A 20,014-nucleotide genomic window follows, 5' to 3' on the forward strand; every position below is an offset into this window, starting at 1 on the left:
TCACTGGTCCAGCTCCTTCGGAGTGTCGAGCCCGAGGTCCTCGAGCAGGGAACGGAACTTCTGCTTGGCCGTGTCCAGGCTCACCGCGAAGGTGACGGACTTGTCGGCCGGCTGCGACCAGATCGGCTGCAGCGCGTGCGCGGCGTCGAGGCAGCGCGGCACCCAGGTCGCCATCCACTCGCCGAACAGGGCCTTGTTGCTCTCGCCGAACTCCGCGTCCCGGGTCAGCAGCCGGAACAGGTTGCGGGTGTAGCCGAGGTCGCGGTCGTAGTCGTGCTCGCCGGTGCCGACGATGGTCGGCGTGACGTAGTCGCCGTTGCGGGCGGCGATCTGCATCACCAGCTCGGTCCGGAACAGCGATCCGACCAGCTGCTCGAAGACGATGTTGGTGGCGAACAACAGCTCGCACCAGTCGCCCACGGCGGTCAGCCGCTCGACCACCTCGCGGGTCGGCTGCCACTCCGGCGCACTCTTCCAGACCTCCTTGTGGGCGGCGCCGTCGAACGGTACGTCGGCCTCGGACAGGTCCAGGTTGAACAGGGCGAGGTCCTGGGCGAACCGCATCTTGTGCGCCGCGTTGACCGCGACCGCGGTGTTGATCATGTTCGTCGGGCCGGACCGCTGGATGCTGGTGAAGACGTGCAGCGCGAGACCGTTCTCGGCGTGCATCCAGGCGCCGAGGTTGCGCTCGATGAACTTCAGCCAGGCCGCGTTCCAGCCGTCGTACGCACGCGCCCGCTTGGCGTTCTGCAGGCCGAGGTCGACCTGCCGGACGATCGCGGAGTTGTTCCGGTAGATCGTCTGGTTCCACTCCTCGTTCGGGTCGAGGAAGGCGTGCCAGTTGGACGACTTCGCCGCCGTCCACTCCTTCGGGTAGCCGCCGGGACCGTCGCCGAAGCCGTAGATCCAGCCCTGGCTCAGGTGCCGGTCGGGGTCCGGCTGGACGTCGACCGTGACGTCCTCGTACATCGTCGCGCGCAGCTTGGCCGGCTTGTAGTAGTTGTAGGACCGGCTCGTCGAGCTCGGGAACTCCAGCGCGCCGGCCTCGGAGTCGGTGAACTCGATCGTCGGGAAACTGCGCTGCTTCGGTGCTGTCGATTGCGCCATCTCAGACTCCATCGGTTGTCACGGGACTGGTGAACTTGTCGTAGAAGACCTGGTCCTTCGGCACGTTGCTTGCCTCCAGCAATGACAGGGCGGCGTCGACCATCGGCGGCGGGCCGCACAGGTAGACCTCGCTGCGGTGCAGCTCGGCCTCCCGCCGCTCGACGATGTCGGTGACGTTGCCGATCTCGGCCTGCAGGCCGTCCGCGCCGTCGGCCGACTCGGACAGGCAGGCGACGAACTCGAACCCGGTCAGGTCCGCACCGAGCTCGCGGATCGCGTCGAGGTAGAACAGGTCGGCGGCGGTCCGCGCGCCGTAGTAGAACCGGACCGGCCGGGTACTCCCGGTCTCCCGCAGGTGCCGCAGGATGGACAGAATGGGTGCCATCCCGGCCCCGCCGGCGACACAGACCACCGGCAGCACGTGGCCGTCCTTGAGGGTGGACGAACCGTACGGCCCGGTCAGCGACAGCTCGTCGCCGACCGCGAGCTCGCCGTCCAGCAGCGCGGAGAACCGTCCGCCCGGGTACTTCTTGATCAGGAACTCGAGCTGGTCCGGGGTCGACTGCGTCGTCGCCATCGAGAACGACCGGTGGTCGTCGGTGCCCGGGATGGTGATGTCGGCGTACTGGCCGGGCCTGAACTCGAACGGCTGCCCGGTGGTCAGCCGCAGCGAGACGATGTCGCGGGTGACCGGCTCGATCGCCGCGACCCGGGCGGTCACGGTCTGGATCGCGATGCCGCCGAGCAGCTCGTCCTCGTCGAAGTTGAGCAGCTCGATCGTGCAGTCGCTGAACGCGTGGGCCCGGCACAGCAGCACGTAGCCCTCGGCGACCTCGGCGTCGTTGCAGGCGAAGGTCGAGTAGCGCTCCATCTGCAGGTCACCCTCGAGGATGTAGGACTTGCAGGCGGAGCACTGCCCCTCCCTGCAGCCGTGCATCAGGTGGATGCCCTGCCGGAACGCCGCGTCGAGGATCTTGTCATCCTCGGTGACGTCCATCTCGATGTCGACCGGTTCGAACCGGATCCGGTGGGTGTCGGCCACGTCGGGCCTCCTCAGGCTGGGGTGGAACGGCTGGTGGCGCCGATGCGTCCGCGGCGCCACCAGCCGGCTCGGGGGTGGGTCAGGCCGCGCGGGTGCCGTTGGCCTTGTACGCCGCGACGTGGGCCTCGCGCTCTGCGTCGGACATCTCGTTCAGCAGCACGTTCGGGCTCATGAACGTGTTGCCGCGGACGTCGTCGAGGGTCCACATCTTCTTCGGGTCGTCCAGGTCCAGGTGCGGCTGGCCGATCAGCGTCTTGCCGTCGTCACGCACGTACCCGAGGTCCTGGACGATGTCGGCCAGGTCCTTGTTGTGGTGCAGGGTCTCCCACTCACGGAAGCCGGTCAGCCGGCCCATGTTGGGGGTCGGACGGCCTTCGTACTCGCTGCGGAACGCGACCGCGTCGGTCCAGTAGCAGGTCTCCGAGCAGTACGTGCGCCACTGGTCGTCGACCTTCTCGACCACCATGTCCTCGCGGATCAGCGCCGGCACCATGCAGGTCCAGCAGCGGTGCGGGTACTGGTACCCGACCTCCTCGAACGCGATCGGCTTGTTCTTGCCCGGGTACGCGAGGCGGTTGTAGTTCTCCCACCACTTGCCGTACTTGGAGTACCAGCCCGGGTACTTCGACTCGAACCACTCGAAGTCCTTGTCGGTCATGGCGTCGATCCGCCAGTAGTTGACCGGCCATCCGGTGGCGCAGAACCGGGCCACCTCGTGCACGTAGCCCTTGTCCACGATCCGCTTCCAGGCCTCCTCGACCAGATCGTGCGGGATGGTGAGGCCGTACTTCTCCAGCGGCAGCAGGTAGCTGCGGTAGTAGTCGTCGTAGATCCAGCGGCGCCACATCTCCGCATAGCTCTCCCGGTCCTTACGACGGTCCTTCGTGCCGTACTCGATGAAGGTGCCGATGGCCGCGTCCACGACGCAGTGGTTGTTCCACCACGCGTAGCGCAGGTCGCGCTCGAGCAGCGGCCGGTTGCGCTCGTCGGCCAGGGCCATCAGCAGGATCGAGTAGCCGTTGCTGATGTGCCGGGACTCGTCGGACTGCACCGAGTGGAAGACCGTCGGCAGCAGGTAGTCACCGTTGGCCGCGGCCTCGTCCGGCATCGCCACGAACAGCGTGTTGGTGAAGGCCGTCTCGGCCACCACGGTGAGGTAGATGTTCGCGGCGGTGATCGCGTCACCGGTGATGAACCCCTCGCCGAACTGCCGGCCGATGGTGCCCGCGTAGTTGTTCGCGAACGCCTTCTCGGTCATGTCGAACCCGGCCGGGTCGATGTAGTTGTTCATGTACAGGCGCTTGAGGTTCATCTGGATCGTCGAGTGCCGGACCTCGTCGATCATCTGCACCGCGAGCCCGTTGTGGATCTCCGGGTTCGGCACGGCGTCGATCGCCATCGGCATCGCCCGGGCCGCCGAGATCTCCGGGAACGGGATGATGCTGAGGAACAGCTTCTGCCACTCCAGCCAGCGCTGCTGCACCTGGCGGAACATGTTGCCGCGGATCGCGCCGTCCATGGCGCCGTACACGCGGTTGTCCTTCTCCTCCTCCATCGGGAAGTAGGAGCGCATGATCTGCTTGAGGGGGTCCTTCTTCGGCGCCTTCTCGAACGTGTAGTCGGTCCCGAACCGGGTCGCCGGCGTCGCGAAGGTCGGTTCCCACGACAGCTCGGTGATCTTGGCGTGCGCCTTGGTGAGACTCTGCCTGCTCAATGTGTGCCTCCATGATCGGGAGCCGGCGTCTCCGGCGGCTCCTGCGGTACGGCGGGCTGCGTTAAACAGGGATGAAAGCCGTCAGGTGGGCGGATCTGTGTCTCAATGTGAGATGGCGGTCACACATCGGACCGCTACCGTGGAGGGCAGTTCCGCTGGTGACGGACGTGAAGGAGGCAGCCATGGACGCTGCACTGCCGGTCCGGGACCCCATCCGGGTCTCATGGGAGCGCTCGCACGCCTCCCGGGTGGACATCGACCGCCCGGCTCCGACGTACTTCGACCGGATCGACCGGGAGACCACGCTGATGCGCGCGGCCCGGCCGGTGATCGACGCGCTGTCGTCGGAGCTCCACAACGAGCCCGTCTGCATCATCCTGACCGACGCGAAGGGCGTCGTCCTCGACCGCCGCGGCGGCGACCCCGCCCTGCTCCGGCGGCTGGACTCCGTCGACCTCGCGCCCGGGTTCCAGTACGCCGAGTCCGAGGTCGGGACCAACGGGATCGGTACGGCGCTCGAGGTCGGCGGGCCGATCCTGGTCCACGGGGCCGAGCACTACAACGGGAAACTCCGGATGTTCTCGTGTGCCGGGGCGACGATCACGCATCCGATCACCGGCGGGCTGCTCGGCGTACTGGACATCACCACCCAGGCGCGGAACTCGAACTCGATCCTGCTGTCGTTCGCGAAACTCGCCGCCCGGCGGATCCACGAACGGGTCGTCGAGGAGGCGAACGCGCTCGACCACGCCCTGCTGAGCGACTACTACGCCGCCTGCCGGCACAGTGGCGGTCCGGTGCTCGCGCTCGGCGACGAGGTGTTCATGATGAACGCCTACGCGCAGGCCCGGTTCGACGCGATCGACCAGGCGGCACTGATCGACCGCACCCGCGACGCGCGGGGCGGCACGAAGCCACAGGTCTTCGTGACCGATCTGCCGAGCGGGACGACCGCGCGGATGGCGTACCGGCCGACGTTCGTCGGCGACACCCTGGCCGGCGGGGTGATCCAGATCAAGGAGCAACGGCCGCCGGCGCGCAGTCAGCAAGTCGCCCGGTTCCCCTTGGTTCCCGGGACGACCGGGACCAGTGCGGTCTGGCAGCACGTCACCCAGGAGATGCTCGACGCGTGCAGCCGGTCCGAGTGGCTGATCGCCGACGGCGAGCCGGGGGCCGGCAAGTTGTCCCTGCTGCGCGCGGTCCGTCGGCATGTGGCACCGAGCCGGCGGCTGGCCGTTCTCGATCCCGAGGTGGCGGGCGAAGACCTGCTGGCCGAGGCGCGGGCGGAGCTGGAGTCCGGAGCCGACCTGATCATCCGGCGGGCGCATCTGGTGAGCGGCGAGGTCCTCGACGGGCTCACCGAGTTGCTGCAGAACGTCCGCGACGGCGCGATCGCCGGGGACGCCTGGGTCGCATTGACCCGTCCGGCGGACCGGTCCGAGATCGCCGGCCGGCTGCTGGCCTTCTTCCCGCGCACGATCGAGGTGCCGCCGCTGCGGCACCACCTGGAAGACATTCCGGCCCTGGTTCGATCGCTGCTGGCGAAGGCCGGGATCAGCGGTCTGACGTTCTCCACCACGACGATGAACCAGCTGATGCGACTGCCGTGGTCGGGCAACATCACCCACCTTCGCGCAGTCCTCACCGCGGTCGCCCGCCGACGCCGCTCCGGCGTGGTCGAGCTCGCCGACCTCCCACCCGAGTGCCGCGCCACCACCCGCCGCCAACTGACCCCGATCGAAGCCCTCGAACGGGACGCGATCGTCGACGCCTTGTCCATGTACGACGGCGACAAACAGGCCGCGGCGGCCGCACTGGGGATGTCGCGGGCGACCATCTACCGCAAGATCCGCGAGTACGGAATCGTCACCTGACGGGTCGCTGTTGACCGGTTAATATCAGCCGGTAATACAGATGAACGGCCTGTGAGGATTCGATCACAGGCCGCCCCATATATTGCAGATCGTTACCACCGTGGAACCACTCAGCGCTGCGACCGAACCCTAGGCTCCGCTAGGTTCTGGCCATGAGCGATTCCGGTACCTTGACGAAAACCGGTCTGGTTGCGCTGACCGACGTCAACAAACATTTCGGCGAGTTGCACGTCCTGAAGGACATCAACCTGTCCATCGCCAAGGGCGAGGTCGTCGTGGTGATCGGTCCGTCCGGGTCCGGAAAGTCCACGCTCTGCCGCGCGATCAACCGGCTGGAACCGATCGACAACGGCAGCATCACGCTGGACGGCCAGCCGCTGCCCAGCGAGGGCAAGGCCTTGGCCAAGCTGCGCGCCGACGTCGGCATGGTGTTCCAGTCGTTCAATCTGTTCGCGCACAAGACGATCCTGCAGAACGTCACCCTCGGTCCCACGAAGGTGCGCGGTCTGTCCAAGGCGGAAGCGGACGAGAAGGCCCGCGCGTTGCTGGACCGGGTCGGGGTGAGTGCCCAGGCCGACAAGTACCCGGCGCAACTGTCCGGTGGTCAGCAGCAGCGGGTTGCGATCGCCCGCGCCTTGGCGATGGATCCCAAGGTGATGCTGTTCGACGAGCCGACCTCGGCTCTGGACCCGGAGATGATCAAAGAGGTCCTCGACGTGATGGTCGACCTGGCCGGTCAGAGCATGACCATGGTCGTGGTCACCCACGAGATGGGCTTCGCCCGCCGGGCGGCCAACCGAGTCGTCTTCATGGCCGACGGGCAGATCGTCGAGGAAGCCGAGCCGGAGAAGTTCTTCACCGATCCGCAGACCAAGCGGGCCCAGGACTTCCTGTCGAAGATCCTCACCCACTGACCGCTCTGGCCGTTCCCAGCGCAGTACCGAACCAACGGAGGAAATGACAATGCGACAGCGAATCATCGCTGCCCTCGGGATCGCGGGTCTGGCTGCGACCGGACTGGCGGCCTGCGGCGACGACTCGAGCTCCGGCTCCGGATCCAGCGGTGGCGAGAAGGTCACCATCGGCATCAAGTTCGACCAGCCCGGTATCGGCCTGAAGGAAGGCGCGAACTACACCGGGATGGACGTCGACGTCGCCAACTACGTCGCCAAGGAGCTCGGCTACGGCGACATCACCTTCAAGGAATCGCCGTCGGCACAGCGCGAGACGCTGCTGCAGAACGGCCAGGTGAAGATGATCTTCGCGAGCTACTCGATCACCGACGCCCGCAAGGAGAAGGTCTCGTTCGCCGGTCCGTACCTGACGGCCGGCCAGGACCTGCTGGTCAAGGCCGACAACACCGATATCACTGGTCCGGAGACGCTGAACGGCAAGAAGCTGTGCTCGGTGACCGGCTCCACGTCGGCGCAGAAGGTCAAGGACAAGTTCGCCAAGACCGTGCAGCTGCAGGAGTACGACACCTACTCCAAGTGCGTGGAGGCCCTCGGCGCCGGCGCGATCGACGCGGTCACCACCGACAACACCATCCTGGCCGGCTACGCCTCCCAGGAAGCCAACAAGGGCAAGTTCAAGGTGGTCGGCAAGACGTTCTCGACCGAGCGGTACGGCGTCGGCCTGAAGAAGGGCGACACCGAGACCTGCACCAAGGTCAACGACGCGCTGAAGAAGATGGTCGACTCCGGTGAGTGGCAGAAGGCCTTCGACAAGAACCTCGGCCCGTCCGGTCTGAAGCTCGACCCGGCGACGAACCCGCCGAAGACCTTCGACGCCTGCGCCTGATCTGACATCGCCGGGGAGGGGCCGCTCGCGCGGTCTCTCCCCGGCGTGCTGATCTCCACCTCGTTCCCAGCTGGAGAAACATGGACGTGATTTCGGAGTTCTTCGTCGAGTACGACGGTCTGCAAGCCTTCCGGACGACCATCTACCTCACGCTGCTGTCGGCGTTCTTCGCGCTGCTGATCGGCACCGGGGTGGCGGTGATGCGGGTCTCCCCGGTTCGGGTGCTGCAGGTGATCGGCACCGCCTACGTCAATATCGTCCGGAACACCCCGCTGACCCTGGTCATCGTGTTCTGCAACCTCGGGCTGTTCCTGCAGCTCGGCGTCTCGCTGGCGAACAAGGACTCGAACACGTTCATCACCGACAACAACTTCCGGCTCGCCGTCCTCGGCCTGTCGGTGTACCACGCGTCGTTCGTGGCCGAGGCGATCCGCAGCGGTGTCAACACCGTGCCGCTGGGCCAGGCCGAGGCGGCGCGCGCGATCGGCCTGCCGTTCCTGAAGACGCTGCGGTACGTCGTGCTCCCGCAAGCCTTCCGGGGTGCGATCGCGCCACTGGGCAACGTGCTGATCGCGCTGACCAAGAACTCGACGGTTGCCTCCGTCATCGGTGTCACGGAGGCGTCCGCGGTGATGAAGGTGATGATGGAGAACCGGCCCGACGTGATCTTCGTGGTGTTCGGCATCTTCGCGATCGGCTTCGTCATCCTCACCCTGCCGGTCGGCATCCTGTTCACCTCGATGTCCAAGCGACTGGCGGTGAAGCGATGAGCGGCAGCGTTCTGTTCGACGCGCCCGGCCCGCGCGCCAAGCGCCTGTACGCCGCCGTCGGCGTGGGCAGCGTCATCGTCCTGATCCTGGTGCTGTGGTTCGTCATCGACAAGTTCGACGAGAAGGGGCAGCTCACCGCGGCGAAGTGGACGCCGTTCCTGACCGGTGAGATCTGGACCCAGTACCTGATCCCCGGCCTGATCGGCACGCTCACCGCCGCCGCCATCTCGGTCGTTCTGGCGCTGGTCTTCGGGACGCTGCTGGGGGTCGGGCGCCTGTCTGTCGCGGCCTGGATCCGGTGGCCCTGCAGCGTGATCGTCGAGTTCTTCCGCGCGGTGCCCGTGCTGCTGATGATGCTGTTCACCTACGCCCTGTACGCGCACTACGAGGTCGTCCCGCCGGAGCGGCTCGCGCTCGCCGCCGTCGTCACCGGCCTCACGCTGTACAACGGCGCGGTGGTCGCCGAACTCGTCCGCTCCGGCGTGTACTCGTTGCCGAAGGGGCAGAGCGAGGCGGCGATGGCGATCGGCCTGACCAACGCGAAGACGATGCGGCTGATCCTGTTGCCCCAGGCAATCACCGCGATGCTGCCGGCCATCGTCGGCCAGCTCGTGGTCATCCTCAAGGACACCGCGCTCGGCTACATCATCACGTACGAGGAACTGCTCCGGAAGGCGGAGCAGATCGGCAACTACAAGTCGAACCTGCTCCCGGCCCTGATCGTCGTCGGCGCGATCTTCGTCATCCTGAACTACCTGCTCGGCCTGCTCGCCCAGCGGGTGGAAGCGCTGACGCGCCGCCGCGGCCGCTCGGCCGGCGGCCCCATCCCGCCCGACCAGATCGACCAGACCGCCGTCGCCACCGCAGCCGCCGGAGCCATCCCCCCGGTCTGACACACGAAGAGCCCCTCCTTCCCGGAGGGGCTCTTCTCTGGTCAGCGGAGGGTGTTGAAGGAGTCTCGGATGATGTCGAGGGCTTCGGCGGCTTCTTCTTCGGTCAGGGTCATCGGCGGGGCCATCCGGAGGACGTTGCCGTAGAGACCGCCCTTGCCGATCAGGAGGCCGCGGTTCTTGGTCTCCTGCTGGAGTTTGGCGGTGCTGGCCGCGTCGGGTGCCCGGTCCTCCGGCTTGACGATCTCGGCGGCCAGCATCAGGCCCTTGCCGCGAACGTCGCCGAGCTCGGGGAACTCCTCGGAGATCCCGCGCAGCCCGTCGGCCAGCTGGGCGCCGCGCTTGGCCGCGTTCGCCTGCAGGTCGTGGTCGAGCAGGTAGTCGATCGTCGCCTTCGCCGCGCTGGTCGAGATCGGGTTGCCGCCGAAGGTGGACAGCGAGTTCGCCTTGATGCTGTCCATCAGGTCGGCCCGGGCGACCACTCCGCCGATCGCGAACCCGTTGCCGAGTCCCTTCGCGAACGTCATCGCATCGGGTACGACGTCGTGCGCCTGGATCCCCCAGAAGTGCTCACCGGTCCGCCCCCACCCGGTCTGCACCTCGTCGGAGATGAGCAGGATCCCGTACTCGTCGAGCACCTCCTTGAAGGCGCCGTACAGGCCGTCGGGCGGTGACGAGAACCCGCCGACACCCTGGATCGGCTCGGCGATCAGGCAGGCGACATCGCCGGCGGTGGTGGTCTCGATGACGTTGCGCAGGTCGTCGACGCAGGCCTTGACGTAGTCCGCGTCGGGCAGGTCGCGGAACGGGCTGCGGTACCGGTACGCGCCCTGCACGTACTGCACGTTCACCGGCGACAGACTGCTCGCGGACCAACCGCGGTTGCCGGTGATGGCGACCGTACCGAAGGCGCGGCCGTGGTAGGAGTTGCGCATCGCCAGCACCTGGTTGGAGCGGCGGTTCTGGGTGGCGAGCAGGAGTGCCGTCTCGTTCGCCTCGGTGCCGGAGTTCGCGAAGAACACCTTGGCGTTCGGGATGCCCGACAGCTCGGCGATCTGCTCGGCCAGCTCGATCTGCTTGCGGATCAGGTACACCGTCGAGGTGTGCGCGATCCCGGTCCCGAGCTGCTCGCGCACCGCCTCGGAGATCTCCGCGATGTCGTAGCCGATCGCGTTGGTCAGGATGCCGGCGAAGAAGTCGAGATAGGTGTTGCCCTCACCGTCGGTGACCCGGCGGCCGGACCCCTGCACGATCTCGATCGGCTCCTCGTAGTACAACGCGAGCCAGTCCGGCATGACGGCCTTGTGACGCTCCCAGAGCTCCGCATGTGTCATGTCTAAGCATTACCTCATCGCGCCGTTCGCTCATAGTGGGCATCTATCGCGGTTAGGGTGCTCTGCGTGACAATGCCGAGCATTCCGCACGTGGACATCGAGTCGCTGGAGCACTTCGACCGGATCGTGGCCGCCGGGGCCACCTCGATGGCCGGATGGCGGGTGCAGTCGGTCGATCTGACCGGGCGGACGGCGGAGCTGCTGCAGCTGCGTCCCATGGGCGGCCTGTTCCTCGGCTGCGCGCTGGAGGAGAAGGCCGAGACCTGGATCCGCGACGGCGGCGGTCTGGTGTTCCCCGCGATCCCGTCCCTGCCCTTCGACTCCTACCGCGGCACGCTGTACGACGCGGAGGAGCTGTACGCCGGCCTCCACCAGGGGTACGACGCCACACCGGACGCCCGGATCTACGCCTGGTCCCGGCAGCACGACGAGAAGGGTGACACCAGCCGGACCCTCGCTGCCGCGCTGCACGACCACGCGATCGCCGATGCGCTCGACGATCTACCCGGTGACAAGCCCTGGGTGGGTGTGATGGGCGGTCACGGCGTACTGCGGGACGACGACAACTACCGAGCCGCGGTGCTGCTCGGTCGTACGCTCGCCCGCCGGAAGAGGATGGTGGTCACCGGCGGCGGCCCCGGCGCGATGGAGGCCGCCAACCTCGGCGCGTCACTCTCCGGGTACGACGACGCCGCCGTCGACCGTGCACTCACCGGGCTGGCGCGCGTACCGTCGTTCCGGCCCTCCGTGGCCGCGTGGGCCGCCGCGGGTCTCGCCGTACGGCGTGAGCTCCCCGGGGACGGCGGTGTGTCGATCCCCACCTGGTTCTACGGCCACGAGCCGCCGAACGTGTTCGCCTCGGCCATCGCGAAGTACTTCTCCAACGCCCAGCGCGAAGACGTCCTCCTCAGCCGCGCCCGCGCCGGCATCATCTACCTCCCCGGCGCCGCCGGCACCGTCCAAGAGGTCTTCCAAGCCGCAACCCCCAACTACTACGGCGACGCAGCCACGCAGATCCCCCTCATCCTCGTCGGCATCACCCACTGGACCACCACCCTCCCCGTCTGGCCCCTCCTCCACTCCCTGGCCACCGACAGCCCAATGACCCACTCCATCCACCTGGTCAACACCATCGAAGAAGCCACCGACCTCGTCCGGTGAGGATTGTCGGTGGGGTGGTTTACGGTGCGGCGCATGACGAACTTTGTGTTGGTGCCGGGGGCTTGGCTGGGGGCTTGGGCGTGGGACGAGGTGGCTTCGGCGCTGCGGGCTGAGGGGCATGAGGTGTATCCGGTGACGTTGAGCGGGCTCGCGGAGCGGCAGGGGCCGGACGCGGGTCAGCAGCAGCACGTGGACGACATCGTGGCGATGATCGAGGAGCACGACCTGCAGGACGTCGTGCTCGCGGGCCACAGCTACTCCGGGATCCCGACGGGCCAGGCAGCGGGGCGGATCGGGGACCGGCTGCGGCGGGTCGTGTACGTCGACTCGAACATCCCCACCGACGGCAAGTCGTTCGTCGACGGCTGGTCCGAGGAGGGGCAGGCGTGGGTGCGGGGGCAGATGGAGGAGTCCGGCGGCTACTGGCCGCCCCTGACGCCCGAGGACTACGTCGGCCAGGACCTCTCCGACGAAACCATCACCCTGATCGTCTCCCGCAGTACGCCGCACCCCGGCCGGTCCATCACCGAGCCGGCCCAACTGGTCCGGCCGATCGGCGAGCTCCCCACCACCTACATCAAGTGCCTGATGGACGGCGCCACGCCGTCGTCCGACGTGGCCGAGCAACTCACGTCGCCGTCCTGGGAGCTCGCGGAGCTACCCACCGGCCACTGGCCGATGTTCTCCCAACCCGCAGCGCTGGCGAAGGTCCTCAGCAACCTCGCGTGATCACTTGTTGGCGGCGGCGAGCTGTCCGCAGGCGCCGTCGATCTCCTGGCCGCGGGTGTCGCGGACGGTCGTCGGGATGCCACCGGCCTCGAGGCGGCGGACGAACTCGCGCTCGTCGGCCGGGTCGGAGGCGGTCCACTTCGAGCCGGGCGTCGGGTTCAGCGGGATCAGGTTGACGTGCACCCAGCCCCAGTCGCCGCGGGCGGACAGCTTCTCCGCGAGCAGGTCGGCCCGCCACGCGTGGTCGTTGATGTCGCGGATCATCGCGTACTCGATCGACACGCGACGCTTGGTCTGCCGCGCGTACCCCCAGGCCGCGTCGAGCACCTCGTCGACCTTCCAGCGGTTGTTGATCGGCACGAGCTCGTCGCGCAGCTCGTCGTCCGGCGCGTGCAGCGACAGCGCGAGCGTGACCGGGATCCCCTCGGTCGCGAGCTGGTTGATCCGCGGCACCAGGCCGACGGTCGACACCGTCACACCGCGCGCCGAGATCCCGAGACCCTCGGGCGACGGATCGGTGAACCGCCGGACCGCGCCGATCACGGCCTTGTAGTTGGCCATCGGCTCGCCCATGCCCATGAAGACGATGTTGCTGACCCGCCCGGGCCCGCCGGCGATCTCACCGCGCGCGAGCGCCCGCGCACCGTCGACGACCTGCTCGACAATCTCGGCCGTGGTCATGTTGCGGGTCAGCCCGGCCTGACCGGTCGCGCAGAACGGGCACGCCATCCCGCAACCGGCCTGCGACGAGACGCACATCGTGGCGCGGTCCGGATACCGCATCAGGACGGACTCGACGAGCGAACCGTCGTGCAGCTTCCACAGCGTCTTGCGGGTCTGCCCGTTGTCGCACTCCAGGTCGCGGACCCGGTTCAGCAGCGGCGGCATCAGGTCGGCGACCAGCTTGTCGCGGGTCGCGGCCGGCAGATCGGTCATCTCGGCGGGGTCGGACACCAGCCGGGAGAAGTAGTGGTTCGACAGCTGCTTGGCCCGGAACGCGGGCTCCCCCAGCGCGGCGACCGCCGTACGCCGCTCCTCCCCGGTGAGGTCGGCCAGGTGCCGCGGCGGCTTCTTGGCACGGCGCGGCTCATCGAAGACAAGAGGAAGGGAGGTAGTCATAACCGACCTATTGTCGCTTGCCGCGGCGATGGTTCACAAATTCACATCCGCCACGTGCCGAGGATCACAGGCCTACTCGCCGGCCGGCTCCTTGCGATCCGAGTGCCCGAGCTTGCGGCCGGGGGCGATCCGATCACGCACCATCTGCTTCAGCAGTGGAATCTCGGCGAACCCGCCTTCGGTCTTCCGCGACCACAGCAGCTCCCCGTCCAGGCTGACGTCGAACACCCCACCACTGCCCGGAACCAGCGCGACCTCCCCCAGTTCCTGCGGGAACGTGGTCAGCAGTTCCTGCGCCGTCCACGCCGCCCTGAGCAACCACCTGCACTGCGTGCAGTACTCGATCTCCAACCGCGGCTCTCTCGTCACGGCGACAAAGGTATCGCCGTGACGAGAGCTGACCTCAGGCCGAGTAGCCCTTCGGCGGGATGAGGGTGGCGAGCTGGTTGAAGGTGAGCCAGTACGTCGCCGTGGGGGCGAAGCCGGCCGGGTCGGCGATCAGGACGGTCATGTCGCTGGAGTCGTACCCGATCACCGTGAAGTAGTGGTAGATCGTGTAGTTCGGGTAGCCCGGCGGGTGGTTGCTCGCCGGGGCGACGATGTTGGCGACGATCGGGTAGTTGTTGTCGATGTCCAGTACGACGTCCCGCCAGAGCAGGTCGCGCTGCGCCTGGGCGGGCGGGTCGTTCGGCATCTCCTTGGTCTCGTACCAACCGGTGCCGAGGTGGTTGTTGAGCACCCGGGTCACCTGCCCGATCCAGTCGGTGCCGTTCGTGGTGGTCGGGAGCTCGTTGGCCAGCTGCTGCTGGCTCGGCGGCGAGATCCGGGCCGACAGCGCGATCCGGGTTGCGGCAGGACCGCACCAGTAGCCGGTCTGCTGGTACTGGAAGTCGATGTTCAGCGTCTTGAGGGTCTGCGTCGAAGACCCGAGCGTCGGCACCGCCTTCGCGGCCGCGACCGACTCGGCCGAAATCGAGGTCGGTACGGCGATCGCCGGTGTGGACGCCAGCGGCATGGCTGCTGCCGCGACCAGGGTCAGACCGCCGAGTGCGGCCTTGAACTTCGTGCTGCTCCTCCTCATGTCAGCTCCTCAGCCTCGCGTGGGGACGACCGGGGCGGATCATCCCTCGTTTGATGTTTACACATCAGGGCGATGCATGGTGAAAATCTGACAACCTTTCCATCGAGGTCGAAACAGATCAGGCGGCGGCCTCCTCGACCGGCTCGATGATCTCCCGGACCAGCCAGTGCACGGCTCGCTCCGGATACGGCCGAGGCAGCGACAGCACGATGTGATCGAACCCCAGTCGCACGGCCCGCTGGACGATCGCGCGCGTCGCGGCCGGATCGTCGTACGAGACGATCTGCTGCAGCGACCGGCCGATCGCGCCCGGGTCGCGGCCGATCCGCGCGCACTCGGCGTCCAGTCGCCGTACCCGGTCTTCCAGGACGGCGAAGTCGGTGTGTGGCGGTCCGCTGATGTTCCAGATGTCGGCGTGCTCCGCGATCAGCCGCATCATCCGGTTGCCCCATCCACCGATCAGCAACGGCGGACCGGGGCGCTGGATCGGCTTCGGCTCGTTCCGGTTCTGCTCCAGCGTGTAGTACCGCCCGTGGTAGTCGAAGACGTCCTGCGTCCACATCCCGCGCAGGATCTCGATCGTCTCGCGCAGCCGATCCACGCCCTCTCCCGGCGGAACCAGCGTCAGTCCGTACGCCGCGTACTCCGCGACCGCCGGGTTCGGTCCGGGGATGCCGCCCGTACCGGCCGGCTGATGCGTACCGCCCGCGCCCAGCCCCATGACGAGCCGTCCGCCGGAGATCACGTCGAGCGTGCTGGCGATCTTGCCGAGCACCGCCGGCGGCCGGATCCGATTGCTGGTGACGAGCAGACCGAGGCGGAGCCGGATCGTCTGCGCGGCGAGCGCGGTGAGTAGCGTCCAGCCCTCCAGTACGTCCCCGTCCTTGGGGCCGACGAGCGGGAGCAAGTGGTCCCAGAGCCAGGCGTCGCGGATCTGCGGGATCTCGTCGGCCTCCCGCCAGACGCGCTGGATGTCGGCGTACGGGACGTGCATCGGGGTGGTCTTCAGACCGAAGGTCAGTTCCATAATCGTCAGGGTAACTGATGATCAGCTCTCCTGACGATCAGCTTCCCGGTAGATTTGCCCGTATGGCGTCGGACCGGCTGGGGTATCTGCTCAAACACGTCCTCGCGCGGCTGACCGAAGCGCAGACCAAGGCGCTGGCGCCGTACGGGCTGAACGGCCGCGATCTGGCCGTGCTGTCCGCGGTCGCGGCCGGGGATCCGCTGTCGCAGCTCGAGGTGGCCGCCCGGTTGCGGGTCGACCGGACCTCGATCGGTGATCTGCTCGACGGCCTGGAGGAGCGCGGATTCGTCGAACGCCGGCGCAGTCCGGAGGACCGGCGCCGCAACGTGGTGGTGCTGACCGCACTCGGAGAGTCCACCTTCGAAACGGCGGAGCGGATCCGGCTGGAGGTCGAACGCGAGTTCCTCGCTCCCCTGCGCGACGGCGACCGCTTCCGCTCCGATCTACGGGACCTGTTGGGGGAATGAGGGCCCGGACACGGCCGTTGGACTGTGCATCATGGCTTCCCTGTCCGGCGTTCCCCTGTCCGTCCTGGACCGCTCGCGAACGCGGGTGGGCGAGACGGAAGCCGAGACACTGCGGGCGACCGTCGAGTTGGCGCAACAGGTCGAAGCGCTTGGCTACAAGCGTTTCTGGGTGTCAGAGCACCACAGCGTCCCCGGAGTGGTCGGCTCCGCTCCCACAGTGCTGGCGGCCGCGGTCGCTGCCCGCACACAACAGATCCGGGTAGGCACGGGCGGCGTGATGCTGCCGAACCACCGGCCACTCGTGGTGGCCGAGCAGTTCGGGGTGCTGGAGTCGCTGTACCCGGGCCGTATCGACATGGGTCTCGGCCGCTCGGTCGGCTTCACGAACGGCATCCGTCGCGCTCTCGGCGTCGAGAAGGACGCGACCGAAGACTTCGCGCAGCAGGTCCGCGAGCTCCTTGGTTTCCTCGCCGGCACGCAGCAGAACCAGGTCCACGCGCGTCCCGGCGAAGGTCTGCACATCCCGCCGTTCATCCTCGCGGTCGGCGAAGGCGCTGCGATCGCAGCATCGCTGGGCCTGCCGGTGGTCCTCGCCGCTCGCTCCGAGGCTGAGGTGCTTGCGACCCTCGACCAGTACCGCACGACCTTCCAAGCATCGGCCTGGGCGCCGGAACCCTACGTCATCCTCGCCGTCACCGCGGCGGTCGCGGACACCACCGAAGCTGCCCGGCAGATCCTGTTGCCCGAGGCATGGGCCAGCGCGTACTCACGCACCCGCGGTGTGTTCCCGCCACTGCAGCCGACCGTGCCGTCTGACCTGACCGCTCGCGAGCAAGAGTTCTTCGACCAGTCGCTCCGCGGTCAGATCTACGGCACACCTGACGAGGTGGATGCGGCACTCGGCGGTCTGGTAGGTCGTACCGGCGCTGACGAGGTGCTGATCACCACGAACACGTACGAGCGCGCCGACCTGCTGGCGTCGTACGCAGCTCTTGCGGAACTCGCGCTACCGGTTGATGCGCGCCTCTAGGCGCTTGCGGACCTCGGGCCACTCATCGGCCAGGATCGAGAACACCACGGTGTCGCGGAACGATCCGTCCGCCAGTCGCTTGTGCCGGCGCAGCACTCCCTCACGCGTCGCACCGAGCTTGGCGATAGCCGCCTGCGACCGGGTGTTCTTGGACCCGGTCTGGATCTTCACCCGGCCGAATCCGCAGTCCTCGAAGGCGTGCCCGAGCAGCAGGAGCTTGGTCGCCGGATTGACCGCCGTCCCCCACACCGCCGGCGCGTAGCCGGTCCAGCCGAGGTGGATGCTCTCGTTGGGTACGTCGACATCGCCGAGACTCGACGTACCCACGACCGTGCCATCGGCAACCAACCGGACCGCGTAGGCGAACCGCTTCTCCGCGGCCGGGATCCACTCGGCCCGCATCGCCTCCGCGCTCTCCGGCACACCACCGCCGCCGAATCCCCCGGCATACACCTGCTCGTTGCCGATCGCGGCGTACAACTCCTCGATATCGCCGTCCTGCAAGCGATCCAGCCGTACGACGTCGCCCACCAAGGACCGTCCGTCCGGCGCGACCGTCACGACTTCACCAGCACGTGCAGCAGCAGCCAGACCGCGGGGGCCGTGGCCAGCAACGAATCCAGACGATCCATCACACCGCCGTGCCCCGGCAGCAGGTTCGACATGTCCTTGATGCCGAGGTCGCGCTTGATCATCGACTCACCGAGATCGCCGACCGTGGCGGTCAGTACGGCGACCGCGCCGACGATCGCACCGGCCCACCAGTCCCCGTCGAGCAGCCAGACGACGGACCCGATGCCGGCCCCGATACAGAAGAGGGCCGAGCCGGCGAAGCCCTCCCAGGACTTCTTCGGGCTGATCGTCGGAGCCATCGGGTGCTTGCCGAACAGCACACCGGCCGCGTAACCGCCGACGTCACTGGCGACCACGACCAGGAAGAACGTGACCACCCGCTCGGGACCGTCCGTCTCCGGCTGGACCAGCAGGATCGCGAACCCGGCCAGCAGCGGCACGTAGCCGATCAGGAACACCCCGGCGCTGGTGTCGCGGACGAAGCCGACCGATCCTCCCGGCATCCGCCAGAAGATCGTCGCCAGCACCGTGATCGCGAGTGCGACCAAGAGTGCCATCGGTCCACCGAAGTAGGCCGACACCAGCATCGCCGCCGTACCGGCGAACACCGGGACCCGCGGGATGACCGCACCGCCGGTGCGCAGGGCCTTGATCATCTCGTCGACAGCGATCAGGACGACGGCCAGCACCAGGACGGTGAACAGGACCTTCTGCCAGAACAGCGATCCGAGGATCAGAGCGCCGAGGCCGACACCCACCGCGATGGCCGCGGGCAGGTTCCGCCCGGCGCGGCTCGGGCTCGGCGCGGGCGTGCTCTCGACGCCCATCACACCTCGAGCAGTTCGGCTTCCTTGTGCTTGAGCAGCTCGTCGATCGAGTCGACGTACTTCTTCGTCAACCCGTCGAGCCGCTTCTCAGCACTCTTGCCCTCGTCCTCGCCCGCGTCGCCGTCCTTGACCGTCTTGTGCACCTGGTCCATGGCGTGCCGGCGGATGTTGCGCACCGAGACCTTGGCCTCCTCGGCCTTGGTCTTGGCGACCTTGATGTACTCCTTGCGCCGCTCCTCGGTCAGCTGCGGCATCACGACCCGGATCACCGCGCCGTCGTTGCCCGGGTTCACCCCGAGGTCGGAGTCGCGGATCGCCTTCTCGATCGCCGCCATCGCACCCTTGTCGTACGGCGAGATCAGCACGGTCCGGGGTTCGGGCACCTGGAAACCGGCCAGCTGCTGCAGCGGCGTCGGGCTGCCGTAGTAGTCGGCCAGGATGCCGGCGAACATCTGCGGGTGCGCACGGCCGGTGCGGATCGCGGCGAAGTCGTCCTTCGCGACCTCCACGGCCTTCGCCATCTTCTGCTCGGCTTCGCGGAGAGCTTGGTCGATCACGACATTCCTCGCTTCCTCAGGGCCGCCTCGGCGCGGCCACTCCAACCCTACGGACGCAGGTTTACCAGATAACGGACATCAACCTGTGTCGAACGATCCTAGTCGTACGGGCGCGTACGCCGTACCAGGGGTTACTGACCGGGGGAAACGACTGTGCCGATCTTCTCGCCGTGCACGACCCGGGCGATATTGCCCTCCTCGAGGCCGAAGATCACGATCGGCAGCGCGTTGTCGCGGGCCAGGCTGATCGCGGTCGCGTCGGCCACCCGCAGGCCGCGGGCGAGGAAGTCGTCGTACGACAGCTGGTCGAACTTCACCGCGTCCGGGTTCTTCTTCGGGTCGGAGTCGTAGACCCCGTCCACACCCTGCTTGCCCATCAGCAGGGCCTCGGCACCGATCTCCAGCGCGCGCTGGGCGGCGACCGTGTCGGTGGAGAAGTACGGCATGCCGGAACCGGCGCCGAAGATGACCACGCGGCCCTTCTCCAGGTGCCGCTCGGCCTTGCGCGGGATGTACGGCTCGGCGACCTGGCCCATCGTGATCGCGGTCTGGACCCGGGTCTCGATCCCGAGCTTCTCCAGGAAGTCCTGCAGGGCCAGGCAGTTCATCACCGTGCCGAGCATGCCCATGTAGTCGGCCCGGTTGCGCTCCATTCCGCGCTGCTGCAACTCGGCGCCGCGGAAGAAGTTACCGCCGCCGACCACCACGGCGACCTGGACACCGGCCCGGGCCACCTCGGCGATCTGCTTGGCGATCGAGTTCACCACGTCGGGGTCGACGCCGAGCTTGCCGCCGCCGAACACCTCACCCGACAGCTTGAGCAGCACCCGGTGATAGGCCGGGGCGAACGGCGAAGAGGCCGGACTCGTCTCGGTACCCAGGGCTTCCGTCACGATTCCGGCCTCCTCGTCG

General features: G+C 67.7%; 21 protein-coding genes. 9 read left to right on the top strand and 12 right to left on the bottom strand.

The annotated features are described in order from the left end of the window. The 3 genes from ACZ6O0_RS26720 to ACZ6O0_RS26730 all read right to left on the bottom strand — a co-directional run bounded on the left by ACZ6O0_RS26720 (position 1) and on the right by ACZ6O0_RS26730 (position 3,863). On the bottom strand, positions 1–1,107 hold the full coding sequence (locus ACZ6O0_RS26720) for an aromatic/alkene monooxygenase hydroxylase subunit beta (RefSeq protein ID WP_465767728.1): 1,107 nt from the start codon (positions 1,105–1,107) through the stop codon (positions 1–3). Between the two features lies 1 nt (position 1,108). Beyond that, positions 1,109–2,149 carry a 2Fe-2S iron-sulfur cluster-binding protein gene (locus tag ACZ6O0_RS26725; protein ID WP_465767729.1) on the bottom strand — a complete coding sequence of 347 codons (1,041 nt, stop codon included), beginning with the start codon at positions 2,147–2,149 and terminating at the stop codon, positions 1,109–1,111. Between the two features lie 79 nt (positions 2,150–2,228). Then, positions 2,229–3,863 (bottom strand): ferritin family protein, encoded by a 1,635-nt coding sequence (locus ACZ6O0_RS26730; RefSeq protein WP_465767730.1) that lies wholly within the window; start codon positions 3,861–3,863, stop codon positions 2,229–2,231. A gap of 182 nt (positions 3,864–4,045) precedes the next feature. Between ACZ6O0_RS26730 and ACZ6O0_RS26735 the strand changes: the two genes are divergently transcribed. From ACZ6O0_RS26735 to ACZ6O0_RS26755, 5 genes are all read left to right on the top strand, one after another. After that, complete coding sequence (locus ACZ6O0_RS26735) at positions 4,046–5,737, top strand: sigma-54-dependent Fis family transcriptional regulator (RefSeq protein WP_465767731.1); 1,692 nt, start codon at positions 4,046–4,048, stop codon at positions 5,735–5,737. A 152-nt stretch (positions 5,738–5,889) separates the two neighbouring features. Continuing rightward, positions 5,890–6,651, top strand: a complete 762-nt coding sequence (locus ACZ6O0_RS26740) for an amino acid ABC transporter ATP-binding protein (RefSeq protein ID WP_465767732.1) — start codon at positions 5,890–5,892, stop codon at positions 6,649–6,651. Positions 6,652–6,700: 49 nt separating this feature from the next. Beyond that, a complete protein-coding gene (locus ACZ6O0_RS26745) occupies positions 6,701–7,537 on the top strand; it encodes a glutamate ABC transporter substrate-binding protein (RefSeq protein WP_465767733.1) in 837 nt (278 codons plus the stop codon). Positions 7,538–7,617: 80 nt separating this feature from the next. Then, positions 7,618–8,307, top strand: a complete 690-nt coding sequence (locus tag ACZ6O0_RS26750) for an amino acid ABC transporter permease (RefSeq protein WP_465767734.1) — start codon at positions 7,618–7,620, stop codon at positions 8,305–8,307. Then, complete coding sequence (locus ACZ6O0_RS26755) at positions 8,304–9,200, top strand: amino acid ABC transporter permease (RefSeq protein WP_465767735.1); 897 nt, start codon at positions 8,304–8,306, stop codon at positions 9,198–9,200. Before ACZ6O0_RS26750 ends, ACZ6O0_RS26755 begins: the two co-directional genes overlap by 4 nt. A 41-nt stretch (positions 9,201–9,241) precedes the next feature. On the opposite strand, the gene ACZ6O0_RS26760 is transcribed toward ACZ6O0_RS26755, so the two are convergent. Further along, positions 9,242–10,531, bottom strand: a complete 1,290-nt coding sequence (locus ACZ6O0_RS26760; protein ID WP_465767736.1) for an aspartate aminotransferase family protein — start codon at positions 10,529–10,531, stop codon at positions 9,242–9,244. A 72-nt stretch (positions 10,532–10,603) separates the two neighbouring features. On the opposite strand from ACZ6O0_RS26760, the gene ACZ6O0_RS26765 reads away from it, so the two are divergent. Next, positions 10,604–11,692 carry an LOG family protein gene (locus tag ACZ6O0_RS26765; protein ID WP_465768283.1) on the top strand — a complete coding sequence of 363 codons (1,089 nt, stop codon included), beginning with the start codon at positions 10,604–10,606 and terminating at the stop codon, positions 11,690–11,692. 33 nt (positions 11,693–11,725) lie between these two features. Next, on the top strand, positions 11,726–12,421 hold the full coding sequence (locus ACZ6O0_RS26770; RefSeq protein ID WP_465767737.1) for an alpha/beta fold hydrolase: 696 nt from the start codon (positions 11,726–11,728) through the stop codon (positions 12,419–12,421). On the opposite strand, the gene rlmN is transcribed toward ACZ6O0_RS26770, so the two are convergent. The 4 genes from rlmN to ACZ6O0_RS26790 form a co-directional block, all read right to left on the bottom strand. Beyond that, positions 12,422–13,540, bottom strand: coding sequence for a dual-specificity RNA methyltransferase RlmN (gene rlmN, locus ACZ6O0_RS26775; protein ID WP_465767738.1), 1,119 nt, complete (start codon positions 13,538–13,540; stop codon positions 12,422–12,424). A 72-nt stretch (positions 13,541–13,612) separates the two neighbouring features. Beyond that, a complete protein-coding gene (locus ACZ6O0_RS26780; RefSeq protein WP_465767739.1) occupies positions 13,613–13,909 on the bottom strand; it encodes an Rdx family protein in 297 nt (98 codons plus the stop codon). A 34-nt stretch (positions 13,910–13,943) separates the two neighbouring features. Beyond that, a complete protein-coding gene (locus ACZ6O0_RS26785; protein WP_465767740.1) occupies positions 13,944–14,621 on the bottom strand; it encodes a C39 family peptidase in 678 nt (225 codons plus the stop codon). Positions 14,622–14,739: 118 nt separating this feature from the next. Then, complete coding sequence (locus ACZ6O0_RS26790) at positions 14,740–15,648, bottom strand: LLM class flavin-dependent oxidoreductase (protein WP_465767741.1); 909 nt, start codon at positions 15,646–15,648, stop codon at positions 14,740–14,742. 62 nt (positions 15,649–15,710) lie between these two features. Between ACZ6O0_RS26790 and ACZ6O0_RS26795 the strand changes: the two genes are divergently transcribed. Together ACZ6O0_RS26795 and ACZ6O0_RS26800 are read left to right on the top strand one after the other, a co-directional pair. Then, positions 15,711–16,115: a MarR family winged helix-turn-helix transcriptional regulator gene (locus tag ACZ6O0_RS26795; RefSeq protein WP_465767742.1), complete on the top strand. Its 405-nt coding sequence runs from the start codon at positions 15,711–15,713 to the stop codon at positions 16,113–16,115. Positions 16,116–16,146: 31 nt separating this feature from the next. Beyond that, a complete protein-coding gene (locus tag ACZ6O0_RS26800) occupies positions 16,147–17,145 on the top strand; it encodes an LLM class flavin-dependent oxidoreductase (RefSeq protein ID WP_465767743.1) in 999 nt (332 codons plus the stop codon). Here ACZ6O0_RS26800 and ACZ6O0_RS26805 read toward each other — a convergent pair. From ACZ6O0_RS26805 to pyrH, 4 genes are all read right to left on the bottom strand, one after another. Beyond that, on the bottom strand, positions 17,122–17,706 hold the full coding sequence (locus ACZ6O0_RS26805; protein WP_465767744.1) for a GNAT family N-acetyltransferase: 585 nt from the start codon (positions 17,704–17,706) through the stop codon (positions 17,122–17,124). The two genes, ACZ6O0_RS26800 and ACZ6O0_RS26805, sit on opposite strands and share 24 nt — an antisense overlap. Continuing rightward, positions 17,703–18,545, bottom strand: coding sequence for a phosphatidate cytidylyltransferase (locus ACZ6O0_RS26810; RefSeq protein WP_465767745.1), 843 nt, complete (start codon positions 18,543–18,545; stop codon positions 17,703–17,705). The genes ACZ6O0_RS26805 and ACZ6O0_RS26810 overlap by 4 nt, the downstream gene beginning before the upstream one ends. Next, complete coding sequence (gene frr, locus ACZ6O0_RS26815) at positions 18,545–19,099, bottom strand: ribosome recycling factor (protein ID WP_465768284.1); 555 nt, start codon at positions 19,097–19,099, stop codon at positions 18,545–18,547. Before frr ends, ACZ6O0_RS26810 begins: the two co-directional genes overlap by 1 nt. 134 nt (positions 19,100–19,233) lie before the next feature. Continuing rightward, positions 19,234–19,995 (bottom strand): UMP kinase, encoded by a 762-nt coding sequence (gene pyrH, locus ACZ6O0_RS26820; RefSeq protein ID WP_465767746.1) that lies wholly within the window; start codon positions 19,993–19,995, stop codon positions 19,234–19,236. Positions 19,996–20,014: the final 19 nt, after the last annotated feature.

Source organism: Kribbella sp. NPDC048837 (assembly GCF_055586945.1).